Origin of the sequence: Kluyvera sichuanensis (assembly GCF_014218705.1) — a bacterium.
In the GTDB taxonomy this organism is placed as follows: Bacteria; Pseudomonadota; Gammaproteobacteria; order Enterobacterales; family Enterobacteriaceae; genus Kluyvera; species Kluyvera sichuanensis.
The window spans coordinates 100,673-119,659 of record NZ_JABBJF010000009.1 but is presented as its reverse complement, the minus strand read 5'-3'; the positions used below and the strand labels follow the sequence as shown (position 1 = coordinate 119,659).

The 18,987-nt window shown below is 55.0% G+C and carries 18 protein-coding genes; 8 read left to right on the top strand and 10 right to left on the bottom strand.

Features of this window, described 5'->3' with window-relative positions; translation table 11 throughout:
- Positions 1 to 102 precede the first annotated feature (102 nt).
- The 6 genes from glmS (at position 103) to phoU (ending at position 6,878) form a co-directional block, all read left to right on the top strand.
- A complete protein-coding gene (gene glmS, locus HII27_RS12410) occupies positions 103 to 1,932 on the top strand; it encodes a glutamine--fructose-6-phosphate transaminase (isomerizing) (RefSeq protein ID WP_185668163.1) in 1,830 nt (609 codons plus the stop codon).
- A gap of 296 nt (positions 1,933 to 2,228) precedes the next feature.
- Positions 2,229 to 3,269 (top strand): phosphate ABC transporter substrate-binding protein PstS, encoded by a 1,041-nt coding sequence (pstS, locus tag HII27_RS12405; protein WP_185668162.1) that lies wholly within the window; start codon positions 2,229 to 2,231, stop codon positions 3,267 to 3,269.
- A 73-nt stretch (positions 3,270 to 3,342) separates the two neighbouring features.
- The gene (gene pstC, locus HII27_RS12400) at positions 3,343 to 4,302 is read left to right on the top strand and encodes a phosphate ABC transporter permease PstC (RefSeq protein WP_185668161.1); all 960 of its coding nucleotides are present in this window, start codon (positions 3,343 to 3,345) and stop codon (positions 4,300 to 4,302) included.
- Complete coding sequence (gene pstA, locus HII27_RS12395; RefSeq protein WP_185668160.1) at positions 4,302 to 5,192, top strand: phosphate ABC transporter permease PstA; 891 nt, start codon at positions 4,302 to 4,304, stop codon at positions 5,190 to 5,192. The genes pstC and pstA overlap by 1 nt, the downstream gene beginning before the upstream one ends.
- Positions 5,193 to 5,243: 51 nt before the next feature.
- Positions 5,244 to 6,017, top strand: a complete 774-nt coding sequence (gene pstB / locus HII27_RS12390) for a phosphate ABC transporter ATP-binding protein PstB (RefSeq protein WP_035893601.1) — start codon at positions 5,244 to 5,246, stop codon at positions 6,015 to 6,017.
- Positions 6,018 to 6,152: 135 nt separating this feature from the next.
- On the top strand, positions 6,153 to 6,878 hold the full coding sequence (gene phoU, locus HII27_RS12385; RefSeq protein WP_012907987.1) for a phosphate signaling complex protein PhoU: 726 nt from the start codon (positions 6,153 to 6,155) through the stop codon (positions 6,876 to 6,878).
- 47 nt (positions 6,879 to 6,925) lie between these two features.
- Here the strand turns inward: phoU and yieH are convergent, their stop codons facing one another.
- Positions 6,926 to 7,591 carry a 6-phosphogluconate phosphatase gene (yieH, locus tag HII27_RS12380; protein ID WP_185668159.1) on the bottom strand — a complete coding sequence of 222 codons (666 nt, stop codon included), beginning with the start codon at positions 7,589 to 7,591 and terminating at the stop codon, positions 6,926 to 6,928.
- Positions 7,592 to 7,760: 169 nt separating this feature from the next.
- On the opposite strand from yieH, the gene adeP reads away from it, so the two are divergent.
- Complete coding sequence (gene adeP / locus HII27_RS12375) at positions 7,761 to 9,098, top strand: adenine permease AdeP (protein ID WP_185668158.1); 1,338 nt, start codon at positions 7,761 to 7,763, stop codon at positions 9,096 to 9,098.
- An 87-nt stretch (positions 9,099 to 9,185) separates the two neighbouring features.
- Here the strand turns inward: adeP and HII27_RS12370 are convergent, their stop codons facing one another.
- The 9 genes from HII27_RS12370 to rpmH form a co-directional block, all read right to left on the bottom strand.
- Positions 9,186 to 9,752: an NADPH-dependent FMN reductase gene (locus HII27_RS12370; RefSeq protein ID WP_123650965.1), complete on the bottom strand. Its 567-nt coding sequence runs from the start codon at positions 9,750 to 9,752 to the stop codon at positions 9,186 to 9,188.
- Between the two features lie 41 nt (positions 9,753 to 9,793).
- On the bottom strand, positions 9,794 to 10,543 hold the full coding sequence (locus HII27_RS12365) for a 4'-phosphopantetheinyl transferase family protein (protein ID WP_185668157.1): 750 nt from the start codon (positions 10,541 to 10,543) through the stop codon (positions 9,794 to 9,796).
- A gap of 157 nt (positions 10,544 to 10,700) precedes the next feature.
- Positions 10,701 to 11,660 (bottom strand): HTH-type transcriptional regulator YidZ, encoded by a 960-nt coding sequence (gene yidZ, locus HII27_RS12360; RefSeq protein ID WP_185668156.1) that lies wholly within the window; start codon positions 11,658 to 11,660, stop codon positions 10,701 to 10,703.
- On the bottom strand, positions 11,629 to 12,810 hold the full coding sequence (locus HII27_RS12355; RefSeq protein WP_185668155.1) for an MFS transporter: 1,182 nt from the start codon (positions 12,808 to 12,810) through the stop codon (positions 11,629 to 11,631). The genes yidZ and HII27_RS12355 overlap by 32 nt, the downstream gene beginning before the upstream one ends.
- A gap of 174 nt (positions 12,811 to 12,984) precedes the next feature.
- Positions 12,985 to 14,349 (bottom strand): tRNA uridine-5-carboxymethylaminomethyl(34) synthesis GTPase MnmE, encoded by a 1,365-nt coding sequence (mnmE, locus tag HII27_RS12350; protein WP_185668154.1) that lies wholly within the window; start codon positions 14,347 to 14,349, stop codon positions 12,985 to 12,987.
- Positions 14,350 to 14,425: 76 nt separating this feature from the next.
- Positions 14,426 to 16,072 (bottom strand): membrane protein insertase YidC, encoded by a 1,647-nt coding sequence (yidC, locus tag HII27_RS12345; protein ID WP_185668153.1) that lies wholly within the window; start codon positions 16,070 to 16,072, stop codon positions 14,426 to 14,428.
- 2 nt (positions 16,073 to 16,074) lie between these two features.
- Entirely contained in the window at positions 16,075 to 16,332 is a 258-nt protein-coding gene (gene yidD, locus HII27_RS12340) for a membrane protein insertion efficiency factor YidD (RefSeq protein WP_015703903.1), read from the bottom strand.
- Positions 16,296 to 16,655, bottom strand: a complete 360-nt coding sequence (gene rnpA, locus HII27_RS12335) for a ribonuclease P protein component (protein ID WP_034881900.1) — start codon at positions 16,653 to 16,655, stop codon at positions 16,296 to 16,298. The genes yidD and rnpA overlap by 37 nt, the downstream gene beginning before the upstream one ends.
- 17 nt (positions 16,656 to 16,672) lie before the next feature.
- The gene (gene rpmH, locus HII27_RS12330; protein WP_000831330.1) at positions 16,673 to 16,813 is read right to left on the bottom strand and encodes a 50S ribosomal protein L34; all 141 of its coding nucleotides are present in this window, start codon (positions 16,811 to 16,813) and stop codon (positions 16,673 to 16,675) included.
- A gap of 776 nt (positions 16,814 to 17,589) precedes the next feature.
- On the opposite strand from rpmH, the gene dnaA reads away from it, so the two are divergent.
- Positions 17,590 to 18,987 carry a chromosomal replication initiator protein DnaA gene (dnaA, locus tag HII27_RS12325; RefSeq protein ID WP_185668152.1) on the top strand — a complete coding sequence of 466 codons (1,398 nt, stop codon included), beginning with the start codon at positions 17,590 to 17,592 and terminating at the stop codon, positions 18,985 to 18,987.

The window sequence follows — 18,987 nt, the reverse complement described above, 5'->3', positions numbered from 1 at the left end:
ATAAAAATAACCCCACTCTCTACAAGGCTCGGGGCGCCCGGAATACGGGCAACAGGTTGACCGACAACGCATGGCATAATGCCAAAATCGGAATAGAAAACTATGTGTGGAATTGTTGGCGCAGTCGCGCAACGTGATGTAGCTGAAATCCTTCTCGAAGGTCTCCGTCGCCTGGAATACCGTGGCTATGACTCTGCTGGTCTGGCCGTAGTAGACGCTGAAGGTCATATGACCCGCCTGCGTCGTCTGGGGAAAGTCCAGATGCTGTCACAAGCCGCGGAAGAACATCCGCTGGTGGGCGGTACCGGTATTGCTCACACCCGCTGGGCAACCCACGGCGAACCGTCGGAAGGTAACGCGCATCCGCATGTGTCTGACCACATTGCGGTGGTGCATAACGGCATCATCGAAAACCATGAACCGCTGCGTGAAATGCTGCAGGCGCGTGGCTATGTTTTTGTTTCAGCGACCGACACCGAGGTGATCGCTCACCTGGTGCACTGGGAGATGGAACAGGGCGGTACCCTGCGTGAAGCCGTGCTGCGCGCTATTCCGCAGCTGCGCGGTGCCTACGGCACGGTGATTATGGACTCCCGCGACCCAAGCACGCTGCTGGCCGCGCGTTCCGGTAGCCCGCTGGTTATCGGCCTCGGCATGGGCGAGAACTTTATCGCTTCAGACCAACTGGCGCTGCTGCCGGTGACCCGTCGCTTTATCTTCCTCGAAGAGGGCGATATTGCCGAAGTGACGCGCCGTTCGGTCGCGGTATTCGATAAGTCCGGTGCCAGCGTGAAGCGTCAGGAGATCGAATCTAATCTGCAATATGATGCGGGTGATAAAGGTATCTATCGCCACTACATGCAGAAAGAGATCTACGAGCAGCCGAACGCCATCAAAAACACCTTAACCGGGCGTATCAGCCACGGCGAAGTGGATCTCAGCGAGCTGGGTCCACAGGCCGACGCGCTGCTTTCTCGCGTTGAGCATATCCAGATTATCGCCTGCGGCACCTCCTATAACTCAGGGATGGTCGCGCGCTACTGGTTTGAATCGCTGGCTGGCATGCCGTGTGATGTCGAAATTGCCTCTGAATTCCGCTATCGCAAATCAGCCGTTCGCCCGAACAGCCTGGTGATTACCCTGTCGCAGTCTGGCGAAACCGCCGACACGCTGGCAGGCCTGCGTTTGACCAAAGAGCTGGGTTACCTGGGCTCGCTGGCGGTTTGTAACGTCGCGGGCTCCTCACTGGTGCGTGAGTCCGATCTGGCGATTATGACCAACGCCGGGGCTGAAATTGGCGTGGCATCCACTAAAGCATTCACCACCCAGCTGACGGTTCTGCTGATGCTGGTGGCGAAGATGGCGCGCCTGAAAGGGGCGGATGCGTCCGTAGAGCATGAGATTGTTCATGCGCTGCAGGCGCTGCCAAGCCGCATCGAGCAGATGCTGTCTCAGGACAAACGTATTGAAGCGCTTGCAGAAGATTTCTCCGACAAGCATCACGCGCTGTTCCTGGGCCGTGGCGATCAGTACCCGATTGCCCTTGAAGGTGCGCTGAAGCTCAAAGAGATCTCCTACATTCACGCGGAAGCGTATGCCGCAGGCGAGCTGAAACACGGCCCGCTGGCGCTTATCGACGCGGACATGCCGGTTATCGTCGTCGCACCGAATAACGAACTGCTGGAAAAACTGAAGTCCAACATTGAAGAGGTGCGCGCGCGCGGCGGTGAGCTGTACGTGTTTGCCGACCGTGATGCGGCGTTCAGCAACAGCGACAATATGCACATCATCGAGATGCCGCACGTGGAAGAGGTGATTGCACCTATTTTCTACACCGTGCCGCTGCAACTGCTGGCTTACCACGTGGCGCTGATCAAAGGCACCGATGTGGACCAGCCGCGTAACCTGGCGAAGTCGGTTACCGTCGAATAAGTTCGGTTAGTCAAAACGATCCGGCTCTGCCTCAGGCACAGCCGGATTTTTTTTATCATCAGAAACTGTCATAAAGCATGATTTTTTTGCTGTCATAAAAAGAAAATCTTGCCGTAATTTCATTGTAAATTATTTTTATAACATACTGATTTATATTGGTTTAATAATATTATTTTTCGCGTGGTTTTCGTTGTCATTAAACTGTAATAAACCTTACATATAACTGTCACCTGATTGTCCTATTTTGCTCCTCGTAGCCACTAAACAATCATTTACGGATTCTTGCAGGAGACATTATGAAAGTTATGCGTACCACTGTCGCAACTGTTGTCGCCGCGACCTTATCGATGAGCGCTTTCTCTGCTTTTGCAGCAGCAAGCCTGACGGGTGCTGGTGCAACCTTCCCGGCGCCAGTGTATGCCAAATGGGCAGATACCTATCAGAAAGAGACCGGTAGCAAAGTAAACTACCAGGGTATCGGCTCCTCCGGTGGCGTAAAACAAATTACCGCTAACACCGTTGATTTCGGCGCATCTGATGCTCCGCTGTCTGACGACAAACTGGCTCAGGAAGGCCTGTTCCAGTTCCCGACCGTTATCGGCGGTGTGGTTCTGGCTGTTAACATCCCTGGTCTGAAATCCGGCGAGCTGGTGCTTGACGGTAAAACCCTGGGCGACATCTACCTGGGTAAAATCAAGAAGTGGGATGACGCTGCCATCACTAAACTGAACCCGGGCGTTAAGCTGCCTTCTCAGAACATCGCCGTTGTGCGTCGTGCTGATGGTTCCGGTACCTCCTTCGTGTTCACCAGCTACCTGTCTAAAGTGAACGAAGAGTGGAAATCCAAAATTGGCGCGGGCTCTACCGTAAACTGGCCAACCGGTCTGGGCGGTAAAGGTAACGACGGTATCGCGGCATTCGTACAGCGCCTGCCAGGCTCCATCGGCTACGTTGAATATGCTTACGCTAAGCAAAACAACCTGGCTTACACCAAACTGGTTTCTGCCGATGGCAAGCCGGTTAGCCCGACTGAAGACAACTTTGCTAACGCCGCTAAGGGCGTTGACTGGAGCAAATCCTTCGCGCAGGACCTGACTAACCAGAAAGGGGACAACGCGTGGCCGATTACCTCCACCACTTTCATCCTGGTACACAAAGAGCAGAAGAAACCTGAGCAAGGTGCTGAAGTGCTGAAGTTCTTTGACTGGGCGTATAAAAACGGCGGCAAACAGGCGAATGAGCTTGATTACGCCACTCTGCCAGAGAGCGTGGTTGAGCAGGTTCGTGCTGCATGGAAAACCAACGTGAAAGACAGCAGCGGTAAAGCGCTGTACTGATTACTGTCGCCCGGCGGAAACGCCGGGCAACGTGTAAGCGTCGTGGCGGATTTTAAACTGGAAAGAGTGATTTATGGCTGCAACTAAGCCTGCTTTTAACCCACCGGGTAAAAAGGGTGACATGATATTCAGCGCGCTGGTAAGACTGGCTGCGCTGATTGTGCTATTGATGTTGGGCGGGATTATCGTCTCTCTGATCATCTCTTCTTGGCCAAGTATGGAGAAGTTCGGCTTCGCCTTCCTGTGGACCAAAGAGTGGGATGCGCCTAACGACGTCTACGGTGCGCTGGTACCGATTTACGGTACGCTCGTGACCTCCTTTATCGCGCTGCTGATCGCCGTTCCGGTGAGCTTCGGTATCGCACTCTTCCTGACTGAACTGGCACCCAACTGGCTGAAACGCCCGTTAGGTATCGCGATTGAACTGCTGGCGGCCATTCCCAGCATCGTTTACGGCATGTGGGGTCTGTTTATCTTTGCTCCGCTGTTCGCGACCTACTTCCAGGAGCCCGTCGGCAATATCCTTTCTAACATCCCGTTTGTCGGTGCACTGTTCTCCGGCCCGGCGTTTGGTATCGGTATCCTGGCGGCTGGGGTTATCCTCGCCATCATGATCATCCCGTATATCTCCGCCGTTATGCGCGATGTGTTCGAACAAACCCCGGTGATGATGAAAGAGTCGGCCTACGGTATCGGCTGCACCACCTGGGAAGTTATCTGGCGTATCGTTCTGCCGTTCACCAAAAACGGGGTCATAGGCGGCGTGATGCTCGGCCTGGGCCGCGCGCTGGGTGAAACGATGGCGGTGACCTTTATTATCGGTAACACCTACCAGCTCGACAGCGCATCGCTGTATATGCCGGGCAACAGCATTACCTCCGCACTGGCGAACGAATTCGCCGAAGCGGAATCTGGCCTGCACGTCTCCGCGCTGATGGAACTGGGTCTTATCCTGTTTGCGATTACCTTTATCGTGCTGGCGGCATCGAAGTTCATGATTATGCGCCTGGCGAAGAATGAGGGGGCACGCTAATGACGACGCTGGAAATGCAAAGCACCGCCGCGTTGGCGGAGTCTCGCCGCAAGATGCAGGCGCGTCGCCGCATGAAGAACCGCATTGCGCTGACGCTGTCGATGGCCACCATGATCTTCGGCCTGTTCTGGCTGGTGTGGATCCTGATGGCGACCATTACCCGCGGCATCGACGGTATGTCGCTGGCGCTGTTTACCGAAATGACGCCGCCGCCAAACACGGCGGGCGGTGGTCTGGCTAACGCCCTGGCGGGCAGCGGCCTGTTGATCCTGTGGTCGACCGTTATCGGTACCCCATTGGGCATTATGGCAGGCATCTATCTGGCGGAGTACGGGCGTAAATCCTGGCTTGCTGAAGTGATTCGCTTTATTAACGATATTCTGCTCTCCGCACCCTCCATCGTGGTCGGCCTGTTCGTCTACACCATCGTGGTGGCGCAGATGCAGCACTTCTCCGGCTGGGCGGGCGTGATTGCGCTGGCGCTGCTGCAGGTGCCTATCGTTATTCGTACCACCGAGAACATGCTGAAACTGGTGCCGGATAGCCTGCGTGAAGCGGCCTACGCGCTGGGCACGCCGAAGTGGAAGATGATCTCTGCGATTACGCTGAAAGCGTCTATCTCCGGGATTATGACCGGTATCCTGCTGGCTATTGCGCGTATCGCCGGTGAAACGGCCCCGCTGCTGTTTACCGCGCTCTCCAACCAGTTCTGGAGCACCGACATGATGCAGCCCATCGCCAACCTGCCGGTGACCATCTTTAAATTTGCGATGAGCCCGTTTGCTGAGTGGCAGCAACTGGCCTGGGCCGGGGTGCTGATTATCACTCTGTGCGTACTGCTGCTGAACATTCTGGCGCGCGTTATTTTCGCGAAGAAGAAACACGGTTAATTTTTTACGGCGCGGCCAACGACGGCGGCGCTGGATGAGGAAGAGATTGAGATGAGTATGGTGAACACAACTCCGGGTAAAATTTCAGTACGTGACCTGAACTTCTACTACGGCAAATTCCATGCCCTGAAGAACATCAACCTGGATATCGCCAAAAACCAGGTAACGGCGTTTATCGGCCCGTCAGGCTGCGGTAAATCGACGCTGCTGCGTACCTTCAACAAGATGTTTGAACTGTACCCGGAGCAGCGCGCAGAAGGCGAAATTCTGCTGGATGGCGATAATATTCTCACCAATACCCAGGATATCGCCCTGCTGCGTGCCAAAGTGGGTATGGTGTTCCAGAAGCCAACGCCGTTCCCGATGTCGATTTACGACAACATCGCCTTCGGCGTGCGCCTGTTTGAAAAGCTCTCCCGCACCGATATGGACGAACGCGTGCAGTGGGCTTTGACCAAGGCCGCATTATGGAACGAAACCAAGGATAAACTGCATCAGAGCGGGTACTCTCTCTCCGGTGGTCAGCAGCAGCGTCTGTGCATCGCGCGCGGTATCGCGATTCGCCCAGAAGTTCTGCTGCTGGATGAGCCGTGTTCAGCCCTTGACCCGATCTCCACCGGGCGTATCGAAGAGCTGATTACCGAGCTGAAAGAGGACTACACCGTGGTGATCGTGACCCACAACATGCAGCAGGCTGCACGTTGCTCCGACCACACGGCATTTATGTACCTGGGCGAGTTGATTGAGTTCAGTAACACGGACGATCTGTTCACCAAGCCTGCGAAGAAACAAACTGAAGATTACATTACTGGCCGCTACGGTTGATGCCCTTCAGCTTTCAAGCGATAACCGCGTTGGCTGCCTTTGCTCACCCCGGTCACGTAGTAGACTACGCTCCCGGGGATTCGCGCAGTTGCCGCCTTGTTCTCGCTCGAAATCTTTTGGGCATTTGGAGAAATGATGGATAATTTAAACCTTAATAAACATATTTCCGGCCAGTTCAACGCAGAACTGGAAAGCATCCGCACCCAGGTGATGACCATGGGCGGCATGGTAGAGCAGCAGTTGTCTGATGCGATTACCGCCATGCACAACCAGGATAGTGAACTGGCAAAGCGCGTTATCGACGGCGATAAGCACGTCAATATGATGGAAGTGGCGATTGATGAAGCCTGCGTGCGCATCATCGCCAAGCGCCAGCCAACCGCGAGCGACCTGCGTCTGGTGATGGCGATTATTAAAACCATCGCCGAGCTGGAACGTATTGGTGACGTGGCGGATAAAATCTGTCGCACCGCGCTGGAGAAATTCTCCCAGCAGCACCAGCCGCTGCTGGTCAGCCTGGAATCGCTGGGCCGCCACACCGTGCAGATGCTGCATGACGTGCTGGACGCGTTCGCGCGTATGGACCTCGACGAAGCGGTACGTATCTATCGTGAAGATAAGAAAGTTGACCAGGAATATGAAGGCATCGTGCGCCAGCTGATGACCTATATGATGGAAGACTCGCGCACCATTCCAAGCGTGCTGACCGCGCTGTTCTGTGCGCGCTCTATCGAGCGTATCGGTGACCGCTGCCAGAATATCTGCGAATACATCTTCTACTTCGTGAAGGGGCAAGACTTCCGTCACGTGGGCGGCGATGAGCTGGATAAGCTACTGGCGGGGAAAGACCCGAAAGAGTGATTGCTTCAATAGCGTAAAAAAACCTGCCGCGGCAGGTTTTTTGTTTTCTATCGCGTAATGTCCCAGCCGCGTGCTTTCCACAGCGCCGGGAGCTCCGCCAGATCGGTAAACGTTGTCACCTTCGGGTGAACGATTGGTTTGTTGTGCGGGTCAGCGCAGAAGTAGAACACCTCCATGCCCGCATCAATCCCCGACTGCGCGCCAGCGGAAGAGTCATCCACCAGAATGCACTTCTCCACGTCCACGTTCATTGCTTTCGCCGCATGGTGCATCAGCGCCGGGTCTGGCTTCCAGCGTTGGATATCGTAGCCGCTGAACAGCTTATCCGGGAAATGGTGCAACATCTCCAGCTTGCCGAGCGAATGCTGCATTTTGCTGACCGGGCCGTTCGACACGACGCACATTGGTACGCTAACCGCGTCGAGCAACGCATTCGCCCCGGCAATCACCTCCAGCTCGGTGTCGAACAGGCGTGCGACCTCGGCGCGGTAAACCGGTTCTAACTCAGCTTTCTCCAACTGAGTGCCGTGCTCATCGTTGATGATGTCGATAATCTCGTAGAGCTTTACGCCCTTGAAACGTTTAAAAATCTCTTCCAGATCGAGCGTGATGCCAAATGTTTTAAACATATGGACGTAGGCCCGTGAACAGATCACTTCGCTGTCTACCAGCGTACCGTCACAGTCGAAAAAAACCGCTTCAACTCCGGACATGTCATTTCCTTTTTAACAAGTTTAACGTTTACGTAATGCCGAATTGGGAGACGCAATCGTTGCCGTATAAGCAAAATCAATGAAAAAAAGTATCTCGCAACCGCGCCTATTGTCGCATTTTGGTATAGGATAGCGACGAATTTTCCTTCCATGTCTGCGGAAATTAATAATGAGTCAACAACACACCACCCCGGCTTCCGGTCAGGGGATTCTGGAGCGCGTGTTTAAACTGCGCGAGCACGGCACGACGGCACGTACCGAAGTGATCGCCGGTTTCACGACCTTCCTGACGATGGTCTACATCGTTTTCGTTAACCCGCAAATTCTTGGCGTAGCTGGCATGGACACCAGCGCAGTGTTTGTAACTACCTGCCTGATCGCGGCGCTGGGCAGTATTCTGATGGGCATCTTTGCCAACCTGCCGGTCGCACTGGCACCGGCAATGGGCCTGAACGCGTTCTTCGCGTTCGTCGTCGTGCAGGCGATGGGCCTGCCGTGGCAGGTCGGTATGGGCGCTATCTTCTGGGGCGCTATCGGTCTGCTGCTGTTGACGATTTTCCGCGTGCGTTACTGGATGATTGCCAATATCCCGGTGAGCCTGCGCGTAGGTATCACCAGCGGTATCGGTCTGTTCATCGGCATGATGGGTCTGAAAAATGCTGGCGTTATCGTGGCAAACCAGGACACGCTGGTCTCTATCGGTAACCTGACCTCTCACAGCGTACTGCTGGGTGTGCTGGGCTTCTTTATCATTGCGATTCTGGCTTCCCGCAACATTCACGCAGCGGTGCTGGTTTCTATCGTGGTAACCACGCTGTTGGGCTGGATGCTGGGCGATGTGCACTACAGCGGCATCGTTTCTGCGCCGCCGAGCATTACCACCGTGGTCGGTCATGTTGACCTCGCAGGCTCCTTCAACCTGGGTCTGGCGGGCGTTATCTTCTCCTTCATGCTGGTAAACCTGTTTGACTCCTCCGGTACGTTGATTGGCGTGACTGACAAAGCCGGTCTGGCCGACGCGAAAGGCAAGTTCCCACGCATGAAGCAGGCGCTGTTTGTCGATAGCGTCTCCTCGGTTGCTGGCTCCTTTATCGGCACCTCTTCCGTCACCGCGTATATCGAATCTTCCTCCGGCGTGTCCGTGGGCGGTCGTACCGGTCTGACGGCGGTAGTGGTTGGTCTGCTGTTCCTGCTGGTTATCTTCCTGTCGCCGCTGGCGGGTATGGTGCCGGGCTATGCGGCTGCAGGCGCGCTGATTTACGTGGGTGTCCTGATGACATCCAGCCTGTCTCGCGTGAAGTGGGATGACCTGACCGAAGCGGTTCCTGCGTTTATTACCGCGGTGATGATGCCGTTCAGCTTCTCAATCACCGAAGGTATTGCGCTGGGCTTCATCTCTTACTGCGTGATGAAAATCGGTACCGGTCGTTTCCGCGACCTCAGCCCGTGCGTGATTGTTGTCGCACTGCTGTTTATTCTGAAGATTGTGTTTATTGACGCAAAATAAACAGTAAGCCCTTTTCATCGAAAAGGGCTTTAGTGTTTGTACCCTCTCCCTGTGGGAGAGGGCCAGGGTGAGGGCATCAGCCTGTACTTACGCTTTAACGCGCTGAATGTACTCGCCAAATGCGGTCAACTGACCGGTCAAATGATCCAACGTCCCTTGTTCAATCACTTCACCCAGCTGTGGGTCGACCTTATTCTGAATCACGCCGCCCATAAACTCCGGCTTGTTCATGACCATTGCATCCAGGAACACCAGAATCTGGCGCAGATGATACTGGCAGCGCGCGCCGCCGATAGCGCCCATTGAGCTGGTCTGAATCAGAACTGGTTTACCTGAAAGCGGCTGATCCGGCAGGCGGGAGAGCCAGTCGATGGCGTTTTTCAGGCCACCCGGCACGGAATAGTTGTACTCTGGCGTGACGATAACCACGCCGTCGGCCTGGCGAATCTGTTCTGCCAGCGCTTCCACGCTTTGCGGGAAACCGTCTTCCTGCTGGAGGTCCGCGTCATACAGCGGGATATCGCCAATCGACGGCAGTGCGGAAACGGACATGCCCGCCGGGGCGATTTTAGGCAGGGTGCGCGCCACCATACCGTTGAATGAGCCTTTGCGCAGGCTTCCCAGTAACGTCACAACGTTCAATGTTTCAGACATGACTACTCCTTTTCCATCATGGCGGCTGAAATCCAGCCGAATCAATTGAGTATAAGCGCTTTCTCCGCCGGTAGGCTGGTGAATCTCATCAGGCGTGCCGAGGGTTCGTTAGCCCGGGTCTGGGCATCGGGCAGGCTACGCCAGCCGTGCTTACCATCAAACTCCCAAACCTTGAGTTTGTCGATAGACGGTGAAGCGGCCAGCGACCAGACCAGTACGTCTTCAGCATCGCAGATGACTTCAAGCTGGTCGGTTAACGCTGAACGCAGGCGGCCTGAGCCGGGCAGTAACTGGAGCGTCTGAGGGGAGTCGTGGTGAACGTCACCTGACAGCTTGAGGACGCTCTGACGCAGCGTGATGAGCTGGGCGCGCGCTTCATGTGGATCGTTCTGGTTGTTGATCCACAGATTCTCATTGCTGGTAAAGCGGTAGCTTTCCATCATCGTGGCCTGCGGGGTATTGCGCAGCGTGCGCAGCAGTTCCATATCGAGGCCGCATTGACCTTCGGTGGTCAGGGCTACGCCGACGATGTTACCAGCATAAGCGATAGAAAAATCAGGCAGATGGCTGTCCTTAAAGTACGGTTTACCTTCTTCCTGAGTCTCGATTTCAGGCAGTTCGCTAATGCCATACAGCATAAACAGCAATTCCGCCAGCAAAGCGCGGGAAGCCAGGTAGCGGGTCCGGCGATGGGCCGGCAGCTGGCGCGCAATATTATGGCTGGTGGATGAGAGCCTGACCGATAGTAGATGTCCGTCCTTAAGGATCCCTCTTGCAAAGTGCGTCGCCATTTTTCGCTCCGTGATTAATGGACTGTGGATATGACGAGAGTAACATTTACGCCAGTTATGATCAGGTTTTACTGCCTAAAAGTGCGATTGAAAAGGGGTATTACGCGACTTTTACACTTCGCCCTAACTGAAACGTATTATTTTTACGAATAATGAGTCAGGAAACAGCGAGATATAAGGCTTTGAGGGTATCACGGAGCCAAATAATTTTCGGGTTGTGACTATTTCGTTTATGCCAGAGTAGGGTAAACGGCACCTGCAGTTTTTCCCGCTGCACGGCATCAAACGGTAGCGGGCGAGGCACTAAAGGCAGGTTGTGCAGTTGGTTATAATGCTGGCAGTAGCGTGGCGCGGTGGCGATCATCTGGTGATCCGGTTGGGCGGCCATAAACAGTGACTGTTCAAAGCCCGGCAGGCTGAGCGCGATATGGCGCTCGCGCCCCATCTCCTGCAATACGTCGTCCAGCGCCCAGGTATCGCTTTGTTCCCAGCAGATACTGATGTGCGGGTAGCGCAGGAATGTTTCCAGATTCCACTCTTCCTGAAGCGCTGGATGGTCTTCACGCAGCCAGACCCAGGGCAGGTCGGTAAACAGTACCTCGTAGTCTATCGACAGCGGCAGCAGGCTCAGCAGCTCGCGTGAGCGGGGATGACTTTCACGCCCGGTGAAGCCGATATCGACTTCACCGCGAATAATCGCATCCAGCGAATCATAGTCCCAGTTACGCACTTTGATGGTCGCCTGCGGGTAGCGCTGATAAATCTGGCTGGAGAGTTGGTTGAACATGATCATTACCAGCGGCGTTTCGGCGACCAGGTCGAACTTCAGCCCGCGTGGCGTTTCGTGATGCGGTTTATCCAGCAACTGATTGCCCATCTGCATCCACTCGGCCAGGCTTTGCTCCATGCTGACCATCAGCGGCGTCGGCGTCAGCCCAAGCGGGGTGTTCACAAACAGCGGATCGTCAAACCAGGCTCGCAGCTTCGACAGCGACTTACTGACCGCCGACGGCGTGACGTTCATCCGTTTGGCGGTTTTGGTAACGCTGCGCTCCTGCATCAGAAGCTGGAGGCATAGCAGTAAATTAAGATCGAGACTGGAGAGGGGCTTCTTCATGTGTTGGCGCAGACCGGTTAGGAGCCACTGAGATAATCAGCAGTATGCACACTATGCTACAGCCAATCAGAATCCCGATCAGCATATTCAGCGCATCAAGACCCAGGATGGCCGACAGCCATATCCACAGCGACGAACCGCAGACCTGAGCAATACCCAGCGCCGAACTGGCAACCCCTGCCCGCAGCGAGAATGGCCCCAGCGCCTGACTCATGGCGACGCCAAAGCCTACCGAGAACCCTGCGCAAATTAAGGTCAGCCCGAAGAGCGTAACGGCGTGCGTACCGGCAAGCGTGAGCACAATCCCCGCCGCCAGAAAAAGCACCTGCGATGCCAGCATGAGAGTGCGGGGTTTAAATAGGCTCAGAGCGAACGGCGTTGAGAATGACACCGCCATGCTGACGCCTGCGGTCATCGCCATGGTCGTGGCATATTCGCCACGGTCAAAGCCCATGACCTCCATCAGCAGCACCGGTGAGGTGTTTACGAAGGTGAGGATCACCGACACGCTCAGCGTGGTGATCGCCAGACGGCTGAGGAAAAAGCGATTTATCAACGACTCGGCTCCTGGCGTATGGCCTGCCGAGGCAGGTAGCGTCGCCGGGCGCGATTCTCGCAGTACAAATACCGACAGCAAGCAGACCACCACCCCCATGCCAATCATCGTGTAGAACAGGCTCTGCCACGGGTATTTGAGCATAATCAGGTGCCCCAGCACCGGTGCGAGCACCGGCACGATGCAGGTGATACCGTTAAGTAGCGACAGCACCTTGGCCCGCAGGCGATCGTCGAGCGTATCGCGCAGGATAGCGAACGCCACGACGTAGCAACAACCCGCCCCGACCCCCTGAATAAAACGCCCCACCAGGAAGGGGGTGCCGCTTTCCGCCAGCGAACAGATAGCGGAAGCGGCGATGTAGATCAGCGCCCCGACAATCGCTACCGGCTTGCGGCCCGATTGGTCCGCCACCTTCCCGGCGAACAGCATCGCGGTTGCCATTCCGGCCAGATAGACCGAAAACGCGATGTGCAGCTGCGCTTCGCTGGCCTGTAAATCAGCGGCGATACGCGGTAATCCCACCAGATACATATCAATACCGGCGGGATAGAGTAAAACCAGGGCAAAACAGCAGACGAGAAAGCGTGTCATGGCGACCTCACGAGAAATGTGGCGCTCAGCATACTGGGGCGCGTGCGATGACACGAGTTGCCATTTGGACAACAGTGATTTCCTGTGAGGAAAAATCTGTTACCTGATAGTGTTAGCCTTACCGGGCCTACATGTCGCGTAGGCCGGATAAGGCATAGCTGCCATCTGGTAAAACTACTTACCAATACAGAAGCTGGAGAAAATCCTACCCAGCAGATCGTCGGAGGTAAATTCCCCGGTGATCTCACTCAGGCTTTGCTGCGCCAGGCGCAGCTCTTCTGCCAGCAGCTCTCCGGCCCAGGCGCCAAGCAGTTGGGCTTTCCCCTGCTCCAGATGTTCGGCGGCATCGGAAAGCGCCTGCAGGTGGCGACGACGCGCCAGGAAGCCGCCTTCCATATTGTTTTCGAAGCCCATGCTCTGTTTGAGATGGTTACGCAGCACGTCGACGCCTTCACCGGTACGCGCGGAGAGGCGCACAAGTGAGTGGCCATTTACTTCACTTAGCCCCAGCGTTTCGCCGGTGATATCGGCTTTGTTACGTACCACGGTGATCGGCAGGTTTGCCGGCAGACGGGCGATAAAGTCCGGCCAGATGTCAGCAGGGTCGGTGGCGTTGGTCGTCGTGCCATCGACCATAAACAGCACGCGGTCGGCCTGCTCAATTTCCTGCCAGGCACGCTCGATGCCGATACGCTCCACTTCATCGTTGGCGTCGCGCAGACCGGCGGTATCGATGATATGCAGCGGCATGCCGTCAATATGGATATGTTCGCGCAGTACGTCGCGGGTGGTGCCCGCGATGTCGGTGACGATAGCCGCTTCACGGCCCGCCAGGGCGTTCAACAGGCTCGATTTTCCGGCGTTCGGGCGGCCAGCAATCACCACCTTCATTCCTTCGCGCAGCAGGCTGCCCTGACGCGCTTCGGCGCGCACGGCGTCGAGATCGCCCATCACCGCATTCAACTGCGCTTCGATTTTACCGTCGGAGAGGAAATCGATCTCCTCGTCCGGGAAGTCGATCGCCGCTTCAACGTAGATGCGCAGGTGAGTGAGGGCTTCCACAAGGTGGTTAACACGTGCCGAGAAGGCCCCCTGAAGCGAGTTCAGCGCGGAGCGTGCTGCCTGTTCAGAGCTGGCGTCAATCAGGTCGGCAATAGCTTCTGCCTGAGCCAGGTCGAGCTTATCGTTTAAAAACGCGCGCTCGGAAAACTCCCCCGGGTTGGCAATGCGTACGCCCGGCAGCGTCAGAATACGTTTTAGCAGCAGATCGAGGATCACCGGGCCGCCGTGGCCCTGAAGCTCCAGCACGTCTTCACCGGTGAACGAGTTTGGGCCTGGGAACCATAGCGCAATGCCCTGATCCAGCGCGCTGCCGTCGCTGTCTTTGAACGGCAGGTAATCGGCGTAGCGCGGTTTAGGCAGTTTGCCCAGCACCGCCTGCGCGACATCTCTCGCCTTCAGGCCGGAGATGCGCAGAATGCCCACACCACCGCGTCCCGGTGGGGTGGCCTGGGCGACGATAGTGTCGTTTTGGCTCATGGTTTGTCTCTACTGTGTCGCAATAAAAAAAGGCGGTCATTCGACCGCCTTCCATTTTAGCTCGTGCTCAACCGAATCAGGATTTTTTCTTCTCGCGGCTATGCAGGCCACGTTTTTCCAGACCACGGTAAATCAGCTGCTGCTGAATGATGGTGACCAGGTTGCTGACGATGTAGTACACCACCAGACCAGATGGGAACCACAGGAAGAACACCGTGAAGATGACCGGCATGAAGGTCATGATCTTCTGCTGCATCGGGTCGGTCACGGTCGTCGGAGACATCTTCTGAATGAAGAACATCGTCGCGCCCATGATGATCGGCAGGATGTAGTACGGGTCTTGTGCAGACAGGTCGTGGATCCACAGGATAAACGGCGCATGACGCAGTTCAACCGAGGCGCTCAGCATGTAGTACAGCGCAAGGAAGATTGGCATCTGGATAATCAGCGGGAAGCAGCCACCCAGTGGGTTAACTTTTTCCGCTTTATACAGGGCCATCATTTCCTGGCTTTGACGCTGTTTGTCGTCGCCCAGACGCTCACGCATTGCCTGAATCTTAGGCTGCAGCATACGCATCTTCGCCATGGAGGTGTACTGCGCTTTGGTCAGCGGGTACATGATGCCACGAACGATAAAGGTGATAACGATGATGGAGAAGCCCCAGTTACCCAGGAAGCTATGGATCCACTTCAGCAATTTGAACAGCGGCTGAGAGATGAACCACAGCCAGCCGTAGTCAACGGTCAGATCCAGGTGCGGTGCAACGGCAGCCATTTTATCCTGAATTGCTGGGCCGACCCACAGGGTGCTCTGCAGTTTATCTGCCTGACCTGGCTGTACCAGAACCGGCTGAGATTTGTAGCCGATAGCCACTACGCCGTTACCGAGGTTAGCGGTGTAGAAGTTATTGGTACCGTTGTTCTGTGGAACCCATGCAGTAGTGAAGTACTGCTGCAGCATGGCAACCCAACCGTTTTTGGTGTTGGTGTTCAGGTTCTCGTTATCAACGATGGTATCGAATTTATATTTTTCGTATTTCGAATCAGACGTTGAGTACGCTGCACCACGGAAGGTGTGCATTGTAGACAGGCCACCAGACTGTGTATCGCGACTGGTTGGCAGTGCTGCCGTCTGCTTCAGCTGACCGAAGGTAGAGACTTCCAGCGGTTTCTCGCTGGCGTTCTTCACGTCATAGCTGACGTTCACCGCATAATCACCGCGTTTCAGGGTGAAGGTTTTGGTGAAGACGTTGCCTGCTTTATCGGTATAGGTCAGCGGAATGACGATTTCGTTCTGGCCATCGGCCATCACAAACGCATCTTTATCGACGTTATACAGCGGACGCGGGCCGTTAGCCGGGTTATCCGGGCCATCACGACCGGTTAAGCCGCTCTGTGCCTGATAGACAAACTGTGGGGTGGTTTCCAGTAACTGGAACGGTTCGTCAGATTTCAGCGCTTTCGGGTAAGCCGGAAGCAGCGCTTGCTCAATATCACCACCGCGAGTGTTGATAGTCAGCTCAAGCACATCAGTTTTAACCGTAATCAGTTTCCCTTGGCCACTGGCCGGTACGCCCTGGTCTGCGGCGCTACCCGCTGCTGTGGTCGTAGTCTGCGTGGTCTGCTGCTGGGCTTGAGGATTGTTATCCTGCTCCCAGGCTTGCCAGATCATGAAAGACACGAACAACAAAGCGATGATAAGGAGATTGCGTTGCGAATCCATCGTTAGTGTTCTCTGGTATCAAATGGTCCAGGCGGGACGGGGTCGTCACCACCAGGGTGTAAAGGGTGGCATTTTAATACGCGTTTCACTGTCAACCAACTGCCTTTTATCACTCCAAACCTGCGCAATGCCTCAATTCCGTATTGAGAACAGGTTGGTGTGAAACGACAATGCGGCCCGAGTAGCGGACTAATCAGGCGCTGATAGACCCTGATAAGGCCTATCAGGACCCGCGAGCCAGGCGACAATGGCGGCGCCATAATTTTTCCAACGCTTCCGAGAGAGCACGGTTATCGAGGTCGGCAACCCCTCTCTTTGCCACCACCACGAAATCCATAGGCGGGAGTTCATGTTGACGTAAACGGAAACTTTCACGCGTCAGACGTTTAATCCGATTGCGTTCATGTGCGCGTTTGACGTTTTTCTTGGCGACGGTGAGACCGATACGGGGATGCCCCAGCGAATTCAGGCGGCCGAGAATGGTGATTTGCGGCGTGCCAGCCCGTTGTGGCTGCTGGAAGACGAATGTGAAATGAGTGGGAGTTAACAAACGTAACTCCCTGGGAAATGCTAGCTTAACCACTCGAGGGGTTAGCTTTATTACTTGGAAACGGTCAGACGAGCGCGGCCTTTAGCACGACGACGTGCCAGAACCTGACGACCATTTTTAGTAGCCATACGAGCACGGAAGCCGTGAGAACGGTTGCGCTTCAGTACAGACGGTTGAAAAGTGCGTTTCATGGCGATTTCTACCTAAACTTGAATAAATTCAATGGCTTTATTGGATATCCGAACGAAAATCGAACGAAGGACACCGAAGCCATGGGTGATTAAAGAGGCCGGATTGTAATAATTGTACACTCCGGAGTCAATTCTCTTTCCTTATTTACCGCGTAAAAAACCACGTATCACCGCAGTTTTTCGCCCGGTAAATGAGCAGCGTCCTTCACCAAAATTCGCGCAGAACATGCCGGGTGGGGGATTATACGGCCTGCCCATTAAAGCGCAAGGATCATCCTGGATCTTTGTTAGATCATTTAAGCAGAAATTTGTCGCTAGTCATTAATTTTTCCAATATGCGAAGGAAATCGTGCCTTCTCTTTATCGGGATCGTTTACACTTAGCGCTTCTGGATCCACCCTGTGGATAAATCGGGAAGAATCTGTGAGAAACAGAAGATCTCTGGCGCAGTTTACGCTATGATCCTCGGCCCGATCGCGATCGGTGGATCGTAAAAGGGGAAAGTAACCGCGTCATTTCAGCACCGCGTCTGAAGGGCGCCGTTGAAAACCGCAGATAGCGGTTCGCACGTCACCCGCTTGCATCGGGTCTTTTCGACGTGTGCCAAAAATCACGAATTTTTAATCTTATACACAGCATTGTTCGGGCTGCATCTTTGCAGCAACTGAATGAGTCCCCGACAGTATTCAGTTTCACTGGCGGCAGGATCGTCAGAGGTAGCCTGCAGGTTTGCCTGGAGGATGATGTGTATCGACTTTTTTCGAGTGGAGTCCGCCGTGTCACTTTCGCTTTGGCAGCAATGTCTTGCCCGATTGCAGGATGAGTTACCAGCCACAGAATTCAGCATGTGGATCCGCCCATTGCAGGCGGAACTAAGCGATAACACGCTGGCACTGTATGCGCCAAATCGTTTCGTACTTGATTGGGTAAGAGATAAATACCTCAATAACATCAACGGCCTGCTGAATGATTTCTGCGGCTCTGATGCCCCGCAGCTGCGCTTTGAGGTTGGCACTAAGCCCGTCACCCAGACCTTAAGAGAGACGGCGAACGTCAGCGCCCCGGCCCAGATGGCCCAGGTTCATACCCCGCGCGTTGCCCCGGCACCGCGTGCAGGATGGGATAACGTCCCGGCGCCTGCCGAGCCTTCCTATCGCTCTAACGTCAACGTTAAGCACACCTTTGATAACTTCGTTGAAGGTAAGTCGAACCAGCTGGCCCGCGCGGCGGCGCGTCAGGTGGCAGACAACCCTGGCGGCGCCTATAACCCTTTGTTCCTCTACGGCGGCACCGGTCTCGGTAAAACGCACCTGCTGCACGCGGTGGGTAACGGCATTATCGCCCGCAAACCAAACGCGAAAGTGGTGTATATGCACTCCGAGCGCTTTGTCCAGGACATGGTAAAAGCCCTGCAAAACAACGCGATCGAAGAGTTTAAACGCTACTATCGTTCAGTGGATGCCCTGCTGATCGATGATATTCAATTCTTCGCCAACAAAGAGCGCTCTCAGGAAGAGTTCTTCCACACCTTTAACGCCCTGCTGGAAGGTAATCAGCAGATCATCCTCACGTCGGATCGCTATCCGAAAGAGATCAACGGTGTAGAAGATCGTCTGAAGTCCCGCTTTGGCTGGGGCCTGACGGTGGCCATTGAGCCACCTGAGCTTGAGACCCGCGTCGCTATCCTGATGAAAAAAGCCGACGAAAACGATATTCGTCTGCCTGGCGAGGTGGCGTTCTTCATTGCCAAGCGTCTACGCTCTAACGTGCGTGAGCTTGAAGGGGCACTGAACCGCGTTATCGCCAACGCCAATTTTACCGGCCGGGCGATCACCATCGATTTCGTGCGCGAAGCGCTGCGCGACCTGTTAGCGCTGCAGGAAAAGCTGGTCACCATCGACAACATTCAGAAGACGGTGGCGGAGTACTACAAAATTAAAGTCGCGGATCTGCTCTCCAAACGACGTTCTCGTTCGGTAGCGCGTCCGCGCCAGATGGCGATGGCGTTGGCGAAAGAACTCACCAACCACAGTCTGCCGGAGATTGGCGATGCGTTTGGTGGCCGTGACCATACCACCGTGCTGCACGCCTGCCGTAAGATTGAGCAGCTGCGTGAAGAAAGCCACGATATCAAAGAAGACTTTTCCAATTTAATCAGAACATTGTCGTCGTGA

Excerpts from the sequence above, each read along its gene's own strand:
- glmS (WP_185668163.1), top strand. The coding sequence starts at position 103 with ATGTGTGGAATTGTTGGCGCAGTCGCGCAACGTGATGTAGCTGAAATC.
- pstS (WP_185668162.1), top strand. The coding sequence starts at position 2,229 with ATGAAAGTTATGCGTACCACTGTCGCAACTGTTGTCGCCGCGACCTTA.
- pstC (WP_185668161.1), top strand. The coding sequence starts at position 3,343 with ATGGCTGCAACTAAGCCTGCTTTTAACCCACCGGGTAAAAAGGGTGAC.
- pstA (WP_185668160.1), top strand. The coding sequence starts at position 4,302 with ATGACGACGCTGGAAATGCAAAGCACCGCCGCGTTGGCGGAGTCTCGC.
- pstB (WP_035893601.1), top strand. The coding sequence starts at position 5,244 with ATGAGTATGGTGAACACAACTCCGGGTAAAATTTCAGTACGTGACCTG.
- phoU (WP_012907987.1), top strand. The coding sequence starts at position 6,153 with ATGGATAATTTAAACCTTAATAAACATATTTCCGGCCAGTTCAACGCA.
- yieH (WP_185668159.1), bottom strand. The coding sequence starts at position 7,591 with ATGTCCGGAGTTGAAGCGGTTTTTTTCGACTGTGACGGTACGCTGGTA.
- adeP (WP_185668158.1), top strand. The coding sequence starts at position 7,761 with ATGAGTCAACAACACACCACCCCGGCTTCCGGTCAGGGGATTCTGGAG.
- HII27_RS12370 (WP_123650965.1), bottom strand. The coding sequence starts at position 9,752 with ATGTCTGAAACATTGAACGTTGTGACGTTACTGGGAAGCCTGCGCAAA.
- HII27_RS12365 (WP_185668157.1), bottom strand. The coding sequence starts at position 10,543 with ATGGCGACGCACTTTGCAAGAGGGATCCTTAAGGACGGACATCTACTA.
- yidZ (WP_185668156.1), bottom strand. The coding sequence starts at position 11,660 with ATGAAGAAGCCCCTCTCCAGTCTCGATCTTAATTTACTGCTATGCCTC.
- HII27_RS12355 (WP_185668155.1), bottom strand. The coding sequence starts at position 12,810 with ATGACACGCTTTCTCGTCTGCTGTTTTGCCCTGGTTTTACTCTATCCC.
- mnmE (WP_185668154.1), bottom strand. The coding sequence starts at position 14,349 with ATGAGCCAAAACGACACTATCGTCGCCCAGGCCACCCCACCGGGACGC.
- yidC (WP_185668153.1), bottom strand. The coding sequence starts at position 16,072 with ATGGATTCGCAACGCAATCTCCTTATCATCGCTTTGTTGTTCGTGTCT.
- yidD (WP_015703903.1), bottom strand. The coding sequence starts at position 16,332 with ATGGCGCCGCCATTGTCGCCTGGCTCGCGGGTCCTGATAGGCCTTATC.
- rpmH (WP_000831330.1), bottom strand. The coding sequence starts at position 16,813 with ATGAAACGCACTTTTCAACCGTCTGTACTGAAGCGCAACCGTTCTCAC.